General features: G+C 44.0%; 14 protein-coding genes. 2 read left to right on the forward strand and 12 right to left on the reverse strand.

The window, feature by feature from the left end; genetic code table 11:
- Nucleotides 1–9 precede the first annotated feature (9 nt).
- Complete coding sequence (locus tag ACO08K_RS10065) at nucleotides 10–1,122, forward strand: glycoside hydrolase family 172 protein (protein WP_421796267.1); 1,113 nt, start codon at nucleotides 10–12, stop codon at nucleotides 1,120–1,122.
- On the opposite strand, the gene ACO08K_RS10070 is transcribed toward ACO08K_RS10065, so the two are convergent.
- The 4 genes from ACO08K_RS10070 to ACO08K_RS10085 all read right to left on the reverse strand — a co-directional run bounded on the left by ACO08K_RS10070 (nucleotide 1,115) and on the right by ACO08K_RS10085 (nucleotide 4,862).
- Nucleotides 1,115–1,615, reverse strand: a complete 501-nt coding sequence (locus tag ACO08K_RS10070) for a hypothetical protein (RefSeq protein ID WP_421796268.1) — start codon at nucleotides 1,613–1,615, stop codon at nucleotides 1,115–1,117. The genes ACO08K_RS10065 and ACO08K_RS10070 overlap by 8 nt on opposite strands.
- A 288-nt stretch (nucleotides 1,616–1,903) precedes the next feature.
- Nucleotides 1,904–3,022: a Gfo/Idh/MocA family protein gene (locus ACO08K_RS10075; protein WP_421796269.1), complete on the reverse strand. Its 1,119-nt coding sequence runs from the start codon at nucleotides 3,020–3,022 to the stop codon at nucleotides 1,904–1,906.
- Nucleotides 3,023–3,174: 152 nt separating this feature from the next.
- The gene (locus tag ACO08K_RS10080; protein ID WP_421796270.1) at nucleotides 3,175–4,362 is read right to left on the reverse strand and encodes a serine hydrolase domain-containing protein; all 1,188 of its coding nucleotides are present in this window, start codon (nucleotides 4,360–4,362) and stop codon (nucleotides 3,175–3,177) included.
- Nucleotides 4,363–4,427: 65 nt separating this feature from the next.
- Nucleotides 4,428–4,862: an EthD family reductase gene (locus ACO08K_RS10085; RefSeq protein ID WP_421796271.1), complete on the reverse strand. Its 435-nt coding sequence runs from the start codon at nucleotides 4,860–4,862 to the stop codon at nucleotides 4,428–4,430.
- 190 nt (nucleotides 4,863–5,052) lie between these two features.
- Here ACO08K_RS10085 and ACO08K_RS10090 point away from each other — a divergent pair, with 190 nt between their 5' ends.
- Nucleotides 5,053–5,262, forward strand: a complete 210-nt coding sequence (locus ACO08K_RS10090; protein ID WP_421796272.1) for a hypothetical protein — start codon at nucleotides 5,053–5,055, stop codon at nucleotides 5,260–5,262.
- A gap of 68 nt (nucleotides 5,263–5,330) precedes the next feature.
- On the opposite strand, the gene ACO08K_RS10095 is transcribed toward ACO08K_RS10090, so the two are convergent.
- The 8 genes from ACO08K_RS10095 to arr all read right to left on the reverse strand — a co-directional run bounded on the left by ACO08K_RS10095 (nucleotide 5,331) and on the right by arr (nucleotide 13,705).
- Nucleotides 5,331–6,539, reverse strand: coding sequence for a family 1 glycosylhydrolase (locus tag ACO08K_RS10095; protein ID WP_421796273.1), 1,209 nt, complete (start codon nucleotides 6,537–6,539; stop codon nucleotides 5,331–5,333).
- Between the two features lie 9 nt (nucleotides 6,540–6,548).
- A complete protein-coding gene (locus ACO08K_RS10100) occupies nucleotides 6,549–7,706 on the reverse strand; it encodes an amine oxidase (protein WP_421796274.1) in 1,158 nt (385 codons plus the stop codon).
- On the reverse strand, nucleotides 7,703–8,872 hold the full coding sequence (gene glf / locus ACO08K_RS10105; protein WP_421796275.1) for a UDP-galactopyranose mutase: 1,170 nt from the start codon (nucleotides 8,870–8,872) through the stop codon (nucleotides 7,703–7,705). The genes ACO08K_RS10100 and glf overlap by 4 nt, the downstream gene beginning before the upstream one ends.
- A complete protein-coding gene (locus ACO08K_RS10110; protein WP_421796276.1) occupies nucleotides 8,865–10,025 on the reverse strand; it encodes a glycosyltransferase family 1 protein in 1,161 nt (386 codons plus the stop codon). Before ACO08K_RS10110 ends, glf begins: the two co-directional genes overlap by 8 nt.
- Nucleotides 10,026–10,257: 232 nt before the next feature.
- Entirely contained in the window at nucleotides 10,258–11,235 is a 978-nt protein-coding gene (locus tag ACO08K_RS10115) for a manganese catalase family protein (RefSeq protein WP_421796277.1), read from the reverse strand.
- Between the two features lie 159 nt (nucleotides 11,236–11,394).
- Nucleotides 11,395–12,465, reverse strand: a complete 1,071-nt coding sequence (locus ACO08K_RS10120; protein ID WP_421796278.1) for an NAD(P)H-dependent flavin oxidoreductase — start codon at nucleotides 12,463–12,465, stop codon at nucleotides 11,395–11,397.
- A gap of 204 nt (nucleotides 12,466–12,669) precedes the next feature.
- Nucleotides 12,670–13,242: a Crp/Fnr family transcriptional regulator gene (locus ACO08K_RS10125; RefSeq protein WP_421796279.1), complete on the reverse strand. Its 573-nt coding sequence runs from the start codon at nucleotides 13,240–13,242 to the stop codon at nucleotides 12,670–12,672.
- A gap of 13 nt (nucleotides 13,243–13,255) precedes the next feature.
- Nucleotides 13,256–13,705, reverse strand: coding sequence for an NAD(+)--rifampin ADP-ribosyltransferase (gene arr / locus ACO08K_RS10130; protein ID WP_421796280.1), 450 nt, complete (start codon nucleotides 13,703–13,705; stop codon nucleotides 13,256–13,258).
- Nucleotides 13,706–13,714: the final 9 nt, after the last annotated feature.

Consider the following 13,714-nt stretch of genomic DNA (forward strand, 5'->3'; position numbering starts at 1 on the left):
CTCCACCAAATGCCAAAGAACATCAAACGCAGCAGCATCAGCAGCTTTGAGAACTTCAATGGGGTAAGCAACAATGGGGGCAAAGTCAATAAAGGTGCCAAAGGCCACGCCTTCGAGGAATTTAAAGCGGGCGAAACCAAAACCCTTTTAGACCTCAAAGGTCCGGGCATCATCCAGCGCATGTGGTTCACGGTGCGGGACCGCTCGCCCGAAATGCTGCGCGCCATGCGGCTGCGCATGTATTGGGATGGGCAAAGCAAACCCGCAGTGGACGTGCCTTTTGGCGATTTTTTTGGCTTTGGCTTGGCCAAAGTGGTACGTATGGAAACGGCGCTTTTTGCGAATCCCGAAGGGCGGTCTTTCAACTGTTTCATCAGTATGCCCTTTAAAACTGGAGCCAAAATCACCATCACCAATGAAAGTGAGTTGGCCAATGAAATGATCTTTTACGACATTGACTTCGTGGAGTTGAAAAAACCTGAGCCGGATGCCCTGTATTTTCACGCCTTTTGGACCCGTCAAAAAAGCTCGGAACTAGGCAAGGATTTTGAATTTTTGCCCCGCATCGACGGAAAAGGGCGCTACCTGGGACTGAATATGGGCATCAAAACAGATGCTTGTTATGAAAACACGGGTTGGTGTGAAGGCGAGGTCAAGTTGTACATGGATGGCGACGCGCAATACCCTTCCTACATCGGCACGGGTACTGAAGATTACATTGGCACTGCCTGGGGCCTGGGTGTGTACAAGAACCTGTATCAGGGTTGTACCGTAGCCAACGACAGTACCCGGGAGTATGCGTTTTACCGCTTTCACGTACCCGATCAGGTGTTCTTTTTCCAGCATTTCAGCGGCGCTATCCAACAAATGGGCGGTGAAATGCGCGACTACATTCGTCGACTGGTCAAAAACAAAGCGCCCCTAAAGCCAATTATGGTGCTGGCTGGAGACAAAACGATCCGTTTGTTGGATCAACCCAAAGATATTTTTGATGCGGATTTTCCGGATGGCTGGGTGAATTTTTATAGAAGGGATGATTATTCTTCGACGGCTTATTTTTATTTGGATCGGCCAAGTACAAGCTTACCGGAGTTGCAGGGGGTGAAGGAAAGGATCAATTGATTATCTCTGCTTCAAACAGGCTTTGCAGGTCCGCTATAGATTGTTTGCTTTCATATTTAAAGGCAAGCATGATCACTACATAAAACACCACTAACATTCCAAGTGGGATCAACATCATTGGGTCAAAATCAGTGCTGCCAAAGGCTTGGGATAAAAAGAGGATACAGACGCCTCCCATAATAGCTCCCCAGATGCAGAGAAAAATAATCACCACAACATGTAGCCTCATTTTTACCCTGATTAAACTCCCAGTAAAGGTATTTTCAATGCTTCCGCTAATCTGTGGCAAAAACGAGTTTCGGTAATTGATGATTCTTGAGATGTTGAAGCTGTGTTCAACAATTTTACCTTGATAGGGTTTTGTATCCTTGCGGTTAAACAACCCAAAGCGAAAAGCTTTTACCGGTTCAATGCTATTTTCTAGCCTTTGAATGAGTTCTGATTCTTTTAATTTTGATTGGAAGGTGATGTCTTCTGCTGGTAAATATTTCATGACTGTTGGTTTCTAGATTAGTCATAAATCACCCCGAATTCCGAAATTCCAACCGCGGATGCGGTTGAATCTTGAATAGCCGCGGTCGTCCGCGGGCATAGGTGTTTGGCAAGGTTCCGCAACCGCGGGAGCGGTTGAATTTCGACCCGGTTTGTTCAACCGCTTCCGCGGTTGTGAAGCATTCTGCTTGCCATTTTTCCGCGGACGACCGCGGCTATTCAAGATTCAATCGCTCCGCGATTAGATTAGCCTGGTTTTGGTTTTTCAACTCAGGGTGACTCAGGTCATTTACAACTTCAGCGGCACCTTCTTCCCTGTCTTGGCGGCCAAAAAGATCGCATCAATGATTTTCAAGTCCTTTAATCCTTCTTCTCCGTCCACTGGTACGATGGGTTTTTTACCCTCTAAAATAATCCCCGCCATTTCATCCATTTGTACGGTTTGGTGGGTAACGTGTGGGTAGTCCAATTCCCCTTTGTTGGTGCGGGCCTTGATGGGGCCATAACCCGTGGAGGGCAACATTTCCGCAAAACCTTTATCCCCATTCAGGAAAAAACGATCCAGGTTGTTCAGCGAATAGGTGGACAGGCAGGAGGCCACTGCGCCACTCGGGAAACCCAATTGAAACTGGATTGTCTCATCCACGCCGGGTTTGAATTTTTCAGGGTTGGTTTTGGTTTCCTGGGCGGTCACCCAGATGGGTTCCTCGCCGATCATGTAGCGGGCGCCGTTGATTGCATAGATCCCAATGTCCATCATGGCGCCGCCGCCTGCCAGTTCTTTTTTCAGGCGCCATTGAGTAGGATCGCCGATGATGAAACCGCAGAGGCCCTGGAAGAACAACACTTTACCCAGTTCACCATTCTTTCTCATTCGGATGATTTCGAGGGTTTTGGGCTCAAAGTGCATCCGGTAGCCGACCAGTAATTTGACATTGTTCTTTTTGCAGGCGTCGATCATGGCCTGGCCATCTTTGGCATTGATCGACATGGGTTTTTCACAGATCACGTGTTTGCCAGCATTGGCCACCCGAATCGCCTGGTCTTTGTGCAAGGCATTGGGGGTGATGATGTACACCGCATCAATGTCGGGGTTGTTTTTGAGGGCATCAAAATTCTCGTAGTTGTAACAGTTTTTTTCCGGGATGCCGTATTTGCTTTGCCAGTCTTTGAGTTTGGAAGGTGTACCGCTGATCGCCCCTACTAATTTGGCTTTTTGGGAGGCTTGCATGGCCCCGGCAACGCGGTTTCCATAACTACCCAGCCCCATGATGGCGACCCGCAAAACGGGTCCTTCGTAGGGTTCTTGAGGGATTACTTCCTCCTGGGCGCCCAAAACAAAGTCGGGGATTTGCAGGGCGATGGCTGATGCGGTAATTTTTTGTAAAAAGTTACGACGTGAGCTCATAAAACAGAGTTGTGTTGTGATTAAGCTGCTTGATAAATGGATTGAATGAATGCGGATGAATCCACAAACAGGGTAGCTGTAATATCCTGAATAATATTGAGATGGCAAAAAATCAGGAAACAAAACTCAGTTGTCTATTTTTGGGTGGTACTTTAACTGTGTTCCTTGCAATAATTTGAAAAAATGTCAATGGCCTCATACAATTCAAATCCAATCCCTTGGGCCAGTTGTTGGGGTTCGGTCATGCTGTGCGTTAAAAAGATGGCAACCGTTTTTTTCACAGGATCTGCAGTCCACCAACCCCCATATGCACCCGGCCAACCCACTGAGCCAATGGAGCCAGAGCAAGGGATCGAGCCATATTTGCTTTCTTTCATGACTACCGCCAGCCCCAAACCAAAGCCATAATGTTCGCTAAAAATCGGGTTACCCATCAAGGTTGACTGAGCCCTTTGATTAGCGGTCAATTGATTGGTACACATGATCTCCATACTTTCCGGTTTCAGGCGTTGAACGCCATTTGAACTTCCGTTTTGAACGAAAAGGGTGGCGAATTTTAAATAGTCCCCAATCGTGGACCACAGTCCTTGACCGCCCGATTCATAAGCTAAACCAGGGGGGCGTTCTTTAAAGGCCATGTTTAAGGGAACGGTTTCAAGGTTGACCAGATTGCCCAATTCGTCGTACCCAAAATTGGAGGCACACCTGCTTTTTTTGTGGTCTGGAACCTCAAAAAAGGTATCATTCATGCCCAATGGCCTGAATATTTTTTCCTCCATTACCTTGCCCAGCGGCTTCCCTTCAATGGTGGCAATGAGGATCCCCAACAAATCGCTTGAACGGCCATAATTGAATAGTTCACCTGGCTGATTGAGCAAGGGCAAAGCAGCCAGGCCATCGATCCATTGTTCATGGCTGAGTTCCGAATCGATGTCTCCACCCAAAGCCTGAAGGTAGTCTTCTTTGAGTTGTCCCTGCTGAAAATCGCTATAGGTAAAACCTGCCCGATGGGTGAGTAAGTCAAGGACGGTGATGAGTCGCGTGGCATCCACGGTTTCTCCTTGTGGATTTTTCAGGACTTTCATACGCCTGAATTGAGGAAACCACTTGGTGATCGGGTCGTACCAATCCAGTTTTTGCTCTTCCCTCAATATCAGTGCCAGGACTGCAGTTATGGGTTTGGTCATGGAAGCAATCCTGAAAAGGGTATCGGTGCCCATCGGTTCCCGGGTCTCCAGGTTTTTGTATCCGGAACTTTCCTGGTATACAATTTGGCCATCTTTCCAAAGCAGGCAGTTGAGGCCACCCAGTTTGTGGTTGTCGAGGAGTTTTTTGAACATTTTTCGGGTGTTGTACCAAACTGTCTTTCAAATCTTCCAATGGGTCCACATCCTCTTTCCCTTTCCTATTTCTTGGTACTGTGCACCAAATATTTGATTTCACTGATCTGCACAACGGGCTGGATGTTGGTATAATTTTTAAAGTCATTGACAACGGCATCTCTGTTTTTGGCAATCGCTTGACTGTATAAAGCCACATCCTTAATGTAAAAATAACCTATGGCCACATAAGGTGGTTTATCAGTTGGTGTTCTACCAGATACCCCTTTGTCAATTTCATAAAATTTTAAATTTTCGCCGATAAACCCAGCTACCATTGGCATGTGCTTCTTTTCGTAATAATCCATGTCAAAGGTTTTATCTTCTCCATTTGGATAAAGGATGGCTACCTTAAACATACCCGTTTCCGCGGTGGCGGAGTTGCTCAGTTGGGTGGTTTTGCAACCCATCAAAGCTACAAAGGCCAGGGTCAGCAAGAAAATATTGATTTTGCTTAGCATGTAAATTGGTTGTGAGCCTAGGTTCATTTGCCCCTATAACGCCGTTAATCTTGTAAAATTAAACAATAATTGTGTAACATCTTTTAAGGTCAACTACATTAATTTTGTACAGGTAAGTAGCTATATCCGACACAGGGAGTATAACTACACTGGTGAAAAACTTGTTCCACTTAAACATAAGTTCCCGAAAATGAAAAACTTCAAACTAGGATTAAAAAGAAAAACTGTAAGTAAAGACGCACAAATTAAAGATGTTGCAAGTGCGTATATACAGCCTTTTAAAGAGCTGCCATCTGTAATCCATACAGCGCGAGTAAATGAAGACCGCATTGACGCTCATGATTTATTTTCACATTATACTGCCGACATCATAAAAGAAGATACCATTTTCTTCAGGTGATCATTAGACTTTATGAACAGCAGCTCACTTGGCCAGAACGGGCTTTTTTGAGCTACTTTTCATAAAATCTAATGGTGCTGAAATAGAAGTCCATAACTTTCTTCCAAGAGGATGTCTTTCCATTCTTTGATCAACTGCTTATAGGCTACGCCTACTGGCATGATGTTTCGATCGAGGTCGTACAAACCCAGTTCATTGACGTTTCCTGCATCATTCCTCAGTGCAGAATCCCAATCCACCTGGTGCAGCAAACTATACCAGGTAAAACCTATAATCGGCACTCCATCTTGTTTGAGCCGGTGCAGGTTGGCCCACTGTTTTAGCAGCCACTCTTTACAAGCTGGCATTCTTATATTGGTTTCGGTATGCATGATGGGCAATTTGTACCGGTTGTAATACTGATTGGTTAGTACATAGTACCCAAATATCTCTCCTGATGCCTGGGTAGAGCCATCGGGGTGAACCAGGTGTTCGTTGGTTACATAATAGTCATTTCCCATTATACACCTTGCTTTTACCTGGTTTTGGGTAAACCAATTGTATTCGTTTTTAGTCATCCCATTTTGCAGCAAGTATTCATACATGTTGACATTGAGGGGGAAGCCATAGGTAAGGTCAAGCGACAGGAACCGCTTTTGATTTAAAAAACGGGCAAGGGGTAATGCGCTAGGTTCGGTAGCATGAAAATATTCGGTGGATTCACTTTGGATGAACGTTGCTTCTGGTTGAATTTTTAAAATGGCATGCATGGCCATGACATTTGCTTTTGACATAATTTTCAATGCATTTACAAAAGCCTGATCAGAACTCAACCTTTCGTTCCACCAGCCATATTGTGCAGAAAACATGGCAGCTATAAATATTTCATTAATCGGCGTATAAAACTGTAGTTGAGGAAATCGGGTGGCAAAAGCGCTTGCATACTCAGCAAAATAATGCGGAAAATCAGGGTTTTGAAAATCCCCCAACCAATCCGGCACCCCGAAATGACAGAGGTCGACCAATGGTGTAATGCCCAATTCCTTCAGCCGCTGAAAAGTAACGTCTGTAAAAGACCAGTCAAAGGTACCAGGTGCTGTGTGGGTTTTGTAGTAAGGTGGGCCATACCGCAAAAATTCTATCCCCATTTCTTTCACCAAATCAAAATCTTTTTCCCAATGAAGGTAATGACCCGTCTTCTCCATTTCATCTACCCGCTTGGTGGTACCATCCGGCAACAAAATAGTGGGATAACTATTTTCAATTCCAGTGGCAAACATGAATTTGCTTCCGTGCATGTTGTGATTTTATAAAAAAGAGCATTCATTTAAACTGCTTTGTGCCTCCAACAGTGCCTCTGCACTGGGTACATGCAAGGCTCTTACTGGTGAATCTTTATTGTACACGTCATCCCAAATTCCTGCATAATGCCAATCATGCAAATAATCCCAATCGGGCCTGTTGACCATCGGATACCAGCAAATGCCCCAAAAAGGAAGCTCAGCTCGTAAAAGTTTCTGTGCCTCGACTTCAATCATTTTAATCCACAATGGCCGGTCTTCTTTTGGATGACTCGTTTCGGTCAATACAAAGGGGCGATTGTATTTTTTAAAAGCGGAAACAAGCAATTGATGCAAAGGGGCAAATTTTGGATTTCGCTCGCCTATTTTCCAATCCAAAAATTCATGTGGTGCTGCTGTCCATTGGTTGTTGTAGTAAAAATTATACCCCAGTATATCAAGGTAAGCTTCGCTTCCCCCTAATTCAGGGCACATCCGGCCGCACAAAATTTCTGTCACCTGAAATTGAGCTTCGTGCAGTGCTGCCGCATTTTCAATTTCTTCCAGGGTTGCGGCAGTATTGGGTACAATGTTGATCAGTGGCTCGGTGGTTAAAATACGCACCGAGGGGTCAACGGCTTTTAGGGCATCAATTCCTTTGATGTACGCTTTCATTAAATTGTACTTGACCTCCCAACCCTGATTGGTACAGTAGGGTGAAGTGCCTTTCACATCGCCTCCCAACCAGGATAAAAAGCTTACTTCATTTATTGGCGTAACAATTAAAATGGACGTAGCATCGATGCTTCTATAAAATTGCACAAATGCTGTACACAATGCTACAAAGCGATCGGTGAATTGGGGATGCAAAGGCGTCAAGTCATCGGGGTAACCAAAATGGCATAAATCCCAAACTTGCTGGATGTTGTTGGCCTGGCCACTTTGTATCATGGTACTGACCACCGACCAGTCGTAGTGGTAGGGTTTTGTTTCTACCTTGCTCCATCTAATTCCTTCCCGTACGGTAGCGATTTTAAAAGGAGCAAGGTTTTTATAGTCAGTATCCATTAAATGAAGGTGGCCGGTGCTGTTAATCAGGTCAACCCTTACACCAAAAGCATTTAAATGGTCGGCACACTCGTAACCGGCCATCCAAAAAGAATGAAATGGATTGTTGTTTTTCATTGTTTAGGGATATTCGGAGTAAACTGTACCGTGCCATTTGATGATTTGATGGGTTCATTTTTGATCTGGAGCTGTTCCGCCTGCATTATTTTTTTGAACAAGGTTAGTGATTGAGCGATTACCTGATCCATGTTGTAATATTTGTAAGTCCCCAAGCGGCCGGTGAAAAAGGTATCGGGTTCTGCGGCAGCCAATGTTTTATACTGATTGTATATTGCCATATTTTCTTTACGTGGTATGGGGTAGTAGGGGTCGCCTTCGGCGGTAGGGTACTCAAATACAATGGAAGTTTTTTCATGCTTTTGCCCGGTTAGGTGTTTAAATTCGGTGATGCGGGTGTAGGCCTGGCTCATTGGATAATTGACCGTTCCAGTGGGTTGGTAATTTTCACTGTCGATGGTTTGGCTTTTAAAATTGATGGAGCGGTAAGGAAGTTTTCCGAAACAAAAATCAAAATAGGCATCAATAGGCCCGGAATAAATTAAAGTCTTAAAATCGATTTCATCAACCAGGTCTTTGTAATCAGTATTAAGCATGATGTGGATGTTGGGATGATCCAATAGGCGCTGAAACATATTGGTGTACCCATGCAGGGGCATTGCCTGATAACTATCCGTAAAATACCGGTTGTCTTTATTGGTGCGGGTGGGCACCCTTGCCGTTACAGAAGCATCCAGTTCAGATGGATCGAGCGCCCATTGCTTGATCGTGTAATGTTTGAAAAATTTCTCGTACAGTTCTCTGCCTACTGCATTGACTACCACATCTTCGGAGGTAAGGACCTGGTCTTTTTTTTCTGCTTTTGAATTAAAAAAATCCTGTACCTGCAGCTGAGAAAGATTTAACCCATACAGGGCATTGACGGTATTTTGGTTGATCGGTATGGGTACCAATTGCCCATCCACACTTGCCAATACGTGGTGTTCGTAAGGCCGCCATTCCGTAAAATTGCTGAGGTAGTCAAAAACTTCTTTGCTGTTGGTATGAAAAATATGCGGCCCGTATTTATGCACCAGAATACCATCGCTGTTGTAATAATCAAAAGTGTTCCCAGCAATGTGATTTCGCTTGTCGATCAATAACACCTTTTTATTGGCTTTTGATGCCAAGCGCTCTGCCAGTACCGACCCTGCCAGTCCTGCCCCTACGATCAAATAATCATACATATTGATTGATTTTGTCGGTTTGTAAATCTTGATTTGACTCCATTTCGTTTTGCATCAGTTCATGCATCCTTTCCCAGGTGGCATCCCATGAGATGGTACTGAGGTATTCATCCACCTTGCCCAGCCATTCGCTCTTGTCGCTTATGCTTAACTCTGATGTGGCCATTTGCAGCAGGTCTTCGGCATTTTGTACAATGTGTACCAAGCCCAATTCCTGATAAGGGTTGATTACATCGGTGATGGCGGTAGAAATTACCGGCTTCCCCCCGGCAAGGTATTCTGGTGTTTTGGTTGGGCTGATGTAGCGGGTAGATTCATTGATGGCAAATGGAATCAATGCAATATCCCAGCCACTCAGGTAGGAAGGCAACTCCTCGTAAGTTTTAGGGCCGAGGTAATGGATGTTTTTATTTTTAGGCAAGGTGGCGGCGTCAATTTTTATAACCGGTCCTACCAAAACAAATTGCCAGTCAGGTTTGGCATCAGCCGCCTGTTTGATTAAATCGATGTCAAAACGTTCATCGATTACCCCATAGAATCCTAAGCGAGGATGGGGTATGGCTGCCTGGTCGGCAACTTCTTCATTGATGTCTCTGGCTGCTTTAAAATGGGCTTTATCAATACTACTGGGGAAAGAATGGATGTTGTGATGCTGTCCCTTTTTTGCCTTGTACAAGTTGTTGCCACCCGTAAAAACGATATTCGCTTTTTTGAACAATTGCTGTTCAAATGTTTTCAGCTCAGGTGGTGCAAATTTAAAAGCGCTCAACTCATCCATACAATCGTATACGGTAGCCAAGGGTTTAAAATTAGCGGTATAGGCAAGTGCCATTGGGGTGTAATACCAGAAAACATAGGATTGTATAGCGTGCGCTTTGAAAAGATTTTTCAGCACGATTTCTTTTCTTTTTGCCTCATTTTGTGCCCCTTGAACGCGATTGCACAAATGTGGCACTATAACTGTAACGTTTTCAATTGTTTTATTGATGGAGTAGCCATCTTCTTCGGTACTGTTGGTAAACTCCTCGATGTAATAAACAGCATATTTTTTTGTAAAACGGCTGATCAGATGTTGTGGACGTTGGTAAACAAACTTCCATGGCAAATGAGAAAAACAAACAAGTTGCAAGGGGACTTTTTTTTCAATCATCATAGGTTACTATTTTTTAGAGATTGGGAATATGAAAAATTTACCATACAAACACTGTATGGCGTACCGCAAAAATATTGTTGTTAACCCAATAAGGCATTACATGATTGCTGAGAAGAATTACATGATTCACTGATTATTTTCCATCCACACCTTGTTTTTGGAATTTCTTCTCCTGGCGTGAAAAAAGCCTGTCCCCAAAAAAATTGGAACAGGCTTTCCCATAAAATGTAAATTATCTTCTTGATTTTGTTTCCAATTCTGCTGCCATTTCCTCTTCGTAAACTGACCAACTCATTACACCATTTAAGGGCCGGGTTGCTTCGTCCACTTCGGCTTTGCGGGCAGCGCTCAATGCTTTATTTTGTTTTTGCACCGTTTTTTCTGTGCGGTCTGTTCCTTGGGCTGTTTCGTCTAACAAACCGTTTGTTTCACGAACATGTGTCAATGGATCTTCAATGAATTGCCAGTCTTCGTTTAGCTCCGGGCTTGGCCCATCGTTCCAGGGACCTTTAAAATCGTTGCCCTTAGACATGTTGAAATATTTGTTGCTGAACTTCGGGTCACTTTGCAAAATTCCCGGCGGGAAGTTGGGCTCAATGCTATCTAATGCAGCTTGAAACATTTGGAAGTGGGCTACCTCTCTGGTCATTAAATACCGCAATGACTCTTTTACATAAACATCATCGGTAAATTTCATCAAGTTTTCGTAAACCATTTTAGCACTGGTTTCTGCACCGATGTTTAAACGAAGGTCCGCCGTTAAATCTCCCATGCCCATAATGTAGGTGGCACTCCAGGGGTTGCCAACACTATCGGTAAGGGTAGGTGTGCCTCCACTTACAACAAAGAAGTGGGGATTGATCATGGCCTCGTGGATGTAATTTTCTTTTGCCGCTTTGCCATCTAACATTTTGCTTAGGTCAGATTCATCAGCAGCATTTTTCAATTCACCGTTTACGCCCGTGAGCAACATTTGAATGGTTGCACCCACAATTTCAAGGTGGCTGAATTCTTCGGTTGCAATGTCCATGAGCAGATCATACTTGTCAGGAGCCGATTTTCGACAGCCGAATGCCTGTACAAAATATTGCATGGCTGCTTTAAGTTCCCCGTTGGGCCCGCCAAATTGTTCTAGAAGAAGCTTCGCGAAACGAACATCGGGTTTGGAAACGCGTGCGTTAAATTGCAATTCTTTTACGTGATGAAACATATCTTTGCTTTTTTAGAGGTAGAGTACTATGTGAAATTTTTACCACCCAATTGTTACATCTCACAAAGCAAAGATATCCCCCTTAACCACGTAAAGCATTACACGGTTAGGAGGAACAGTTACATGATTCCCACATTCTTAGTATATTTTACACGTTACTTATTTTTCATTCATTTCCTTCACCAAAGCCTCCATCAAAATTTTAGCATCCCGGTATTTTAGCAATGATACTGATTGTCCAGCCCAAAATGCTTTAAAATCGGGGTTTGAATTGGCCGTTGCCGGGTACGCTTTTAATAAGCCCATAAATTTACCTTGTAATGGATAAGGTGCCAGTAAATTTTGGTGATCCTTTAGTTCTTCCGTAAGCCTGTTTCTGATTCCTCTTGCCAACCTGCCCGTAAATACTTTGGTAAGGGTCGTGTATTTTGCGTCCGGTGTAAACAATTTGTCTTTGTGATCTTGTGATGCGTTGGATTGTGCAGTGGCCAAAAAAGCGGTTCCCATTTGTACCGCATCAGCCCCTAAGGCCAATGCTGCTTTTATTCCTCTGGCATCGGCAATTCCTCCAGCTGCGATGATCGGGATTTTTACCTGGTCGGCTACCTGGGGGATCAATGAAAATGTTCCGGTTAAAGAATCTTCAGCCGACCTCAAAAATGAAACCCGATGCCCACCCGCTTCAAAACCTGTTGCCACTATTGCATCAACTCCAGCGTTTTCCAAAGCAATTGCTTCATCTACTGTCGTTGCTGCGCCAAGTGTTTTTATCCCCAGTCTTCGGCAATTTTCCAGGATGCTTGCTGAAGGTATGCCGTATACAAAACTGAAGATGGCCGGTTTGGCTTCATAAATGGCTTCGATTTGTTCTTCAAATTTGGTCCCAAGATTGCGGGGTCTTTCAGGTATCGGCAAACCCAATTCCTTAAAATAGGGTTCAAATAAAGCCGTTAGCTTTTTATAATCATCATCCCCAAAATCTGCCAGGCGGGCATCTCGATCGTTCACCCACAAATTGATGTTAAAGGGCTTGTTGGAAAACTTCCTGATCTCTTTACTGATTTCAATAATTTCACTGGCTGAATAAGGTTGTCCCCCAAATGAACCTAAACCGCCCGCATTTGAAACGGTACTAGTGAGTGCTACAGACGACAATCCGCCACCAAATGGCCCTTGCACAATGGGATAATCTATCCCCAATAGTTCGGTGAATTTCGTTTTATTCCACATTGCTTTTTTAGTTTTAAGGGTTGGTTGATGGCCAAAAACTGGAAGAAAAGAGCTTGAAACACCCGCCAAAACCATTGCTTTTACTGCGTTTCGCCTTTTCATGTTGGTGCTGTTTTTTACCATTTTGTTGACAGCACAAAGGTCAAAGGAAGGCAAGGAAATCGAAAGGACATACCTCACAACTTTGCTGTGAGGTAGCGCACATTATTTCGAAGAAGAATTGAGTCGGCTCAAGGTTTCTCTGGTAACACCGAGATAGGCAGCGATCAATTGTTTGGGGACTTTTTGAAAAAGCTGTGGATGCAACTGCATCAGCTGCTCGTATTTTTCCTTGGCGTTGTGGCTCAACAAGGAGAGGATGCGTTGTTGTAAAGCCACATTGTGTTTATTGGTTTTTTTTCGGAAAAAGTGCTCGATTTTATGCATTTCTGAACACAATTTTTCCCGATTCTGTAGGGACAAACAAAGCAGTTCGCTGGCTTCAATGCAGTCAACATTGATGCTTGCCGTCGACTGCTCATAGTACGCCTGATAATCCGTGATCCACCAGTCTTGCATGCCAAATTGCAGAATGTGTTCTTTGCCGTTGTGGTCGGTAAAGTATGATTTTAAACAGCCATTCAAAATGAAATAATCGTAGGTGACATGTTCACCTTCCTGAACAACAAACTGGTGTTTTTTGAATTTCTTTTTTACAAAATGGGACAAAACATAGTCAAACTCTGCGTCTGACAGCAGGGTTATTTTTTCTATTTGTTGTCGTAAAAGTTCGCTCATTCCATTTCAATCATTAGTGGTCATTGAGCGAATCAATACCTTGCTCCTTCAACTTTTCCAAAGCGTCTTTCATGGCCTTAACCTGTTCTGCTGGGTGCCCTTTCCAAATGGTAACTTCCCCTACCACTCTAAAGGGATCAGTCGAGCGATAGGATTTTGTCGGATTGCCGGGGAATTTTTTGTCGGTCAAGTCGGGGTCATCTTCGATAGCTCCGGTTGGTTCTACCAAATAAATTCGTTCTTGTGCTGTGCCAAAAGCAAGTTCAGCTCCCCAAATCGCAGCCTCCAAGGTCGCAGACAAAAAAATGTATTTGGCATTTTTTCTCTTTCCATAGTTTGAGTTAAACCCTGGTTCAATCAGATCGCCAATTTTTAAGTCAGCCTTGGTTCCGTGGAAATAGGTTTGGGCAAAAGGTGTTGAGCCTTGCTTAGCTTGTTCATCTTTGTTTGCTTCCAGTGCCATTTGTGTCGA

It is taken from the genome of Haliscomenobacter sp. (assembly GCF_965225875.1).
Lineage (GTDB): Bacteria > Bacteroidota > Bacteroidia > Chitinophagales > Saprospiraceae > Haliscomenobacter.

Excerpts from the sequence above, each read along its gene's own strand:
- ACO08K_RS10085 (WP_421796271.1), bottom strand. The coding sequence starts at position 4,862 with ATGCTAAGCAAAATCAATATTTTCTTGCTGACCCTGGCCTTTGTAGCT.
- ACO08K_RS10100 (WP_421796274.1), bottom strand. The coding sequence starts at position 7,706 with ATGAAAAACAACAATCCATTTCATTCTTTTTGGATGGCCGGTTACGAG.
- glf (WP_421796275.1), bottom strand. The coding sequence starts at position 8,872 with ATGTATGATTATTTGATCGTAGGGGCAGGACTGGCAGGGTCGGTACTG.
- ACO08K_RS10095 (WP_421796273.1), bottom strand. The coding sequence starts at position 6,539 with ATGCACGGAAGCAAATTCATGTTTGCCACTGGAATTGAAAATAGTTAT.
- ACO08K_RS10120 (WP_421796278.1), bottom strand. The coding sequence starts at position 12,465 with ATGTGGAATAAAACGAAATTCACCGAACTATTGGGGATAGATTATCCC.
- ACO08K_RS10125 (WP_421796279.1), bottom strand. The coding sequence starts at position 13,242 with ATGAGCGAACTTTTACGACAACAAATAGAAAAAATAACCCTGCTGTCA.
- arr (WP_421796280.1), bottom strand. The coding sequence starts at position 13,705 with ATGGCACTGGAAGCAAACAAAGATGAACAAGCTAAGCAAGGCTCAACA.
- ACO08K_RS10090 (WP_421796272.1), top strand. The coding sequence starts at position 5,053 with ATGAAAAACTTCAAACTAGGATTAAAAAGAAAAACTGTAAGTAAAGAC.
- ACO08K_RS10080 (WP_421796270.1), bottom strand. The coding sequence starts at position 4,362 with ATGTTCAAAAAACTCCTCGACAACCACAAACTGGGTGGCCTCAACTGC.
- ACO08K_RS10110 (WP_421796276.1), bottom strand. The coding sequence starts at position 10,025 with ATGATGATTGAAAAAAAAGTCCCCTTGCAACTTGTTTGTTTTTCTCAT.
- ACO08K_RS10065 (WP_421796267.1), top strand. The coding sequence starts at position 10 with ATGCCAAAGAACATCAAACGCAGCAGCATCAGCAGCTTTGAGAACTTC.
- ACO08K_RS10070 (WP_421796268.1), bottom strand. The coding sequence starts at position 1,615 with ATGAAATATTTACCAGCAGAAGACATCACCTTCCAATCAAAATTAAAA.
- ACO08K_RS10115 (WP_421796277.1), bottom strand. The coding sequence starts at position 11,235 with ATGTTTCATCACGTAAAAGAATTGCAATTTAACGCACGCGTTTCCAAA.
- ACO08K_RS10075 (WP_421796269.1), bottom strand. The coding sequence starts at position 3,022 with ATGAGCTCACGTCGTAACTTTTTACAAAAAATTACCGCATCAGCCATC.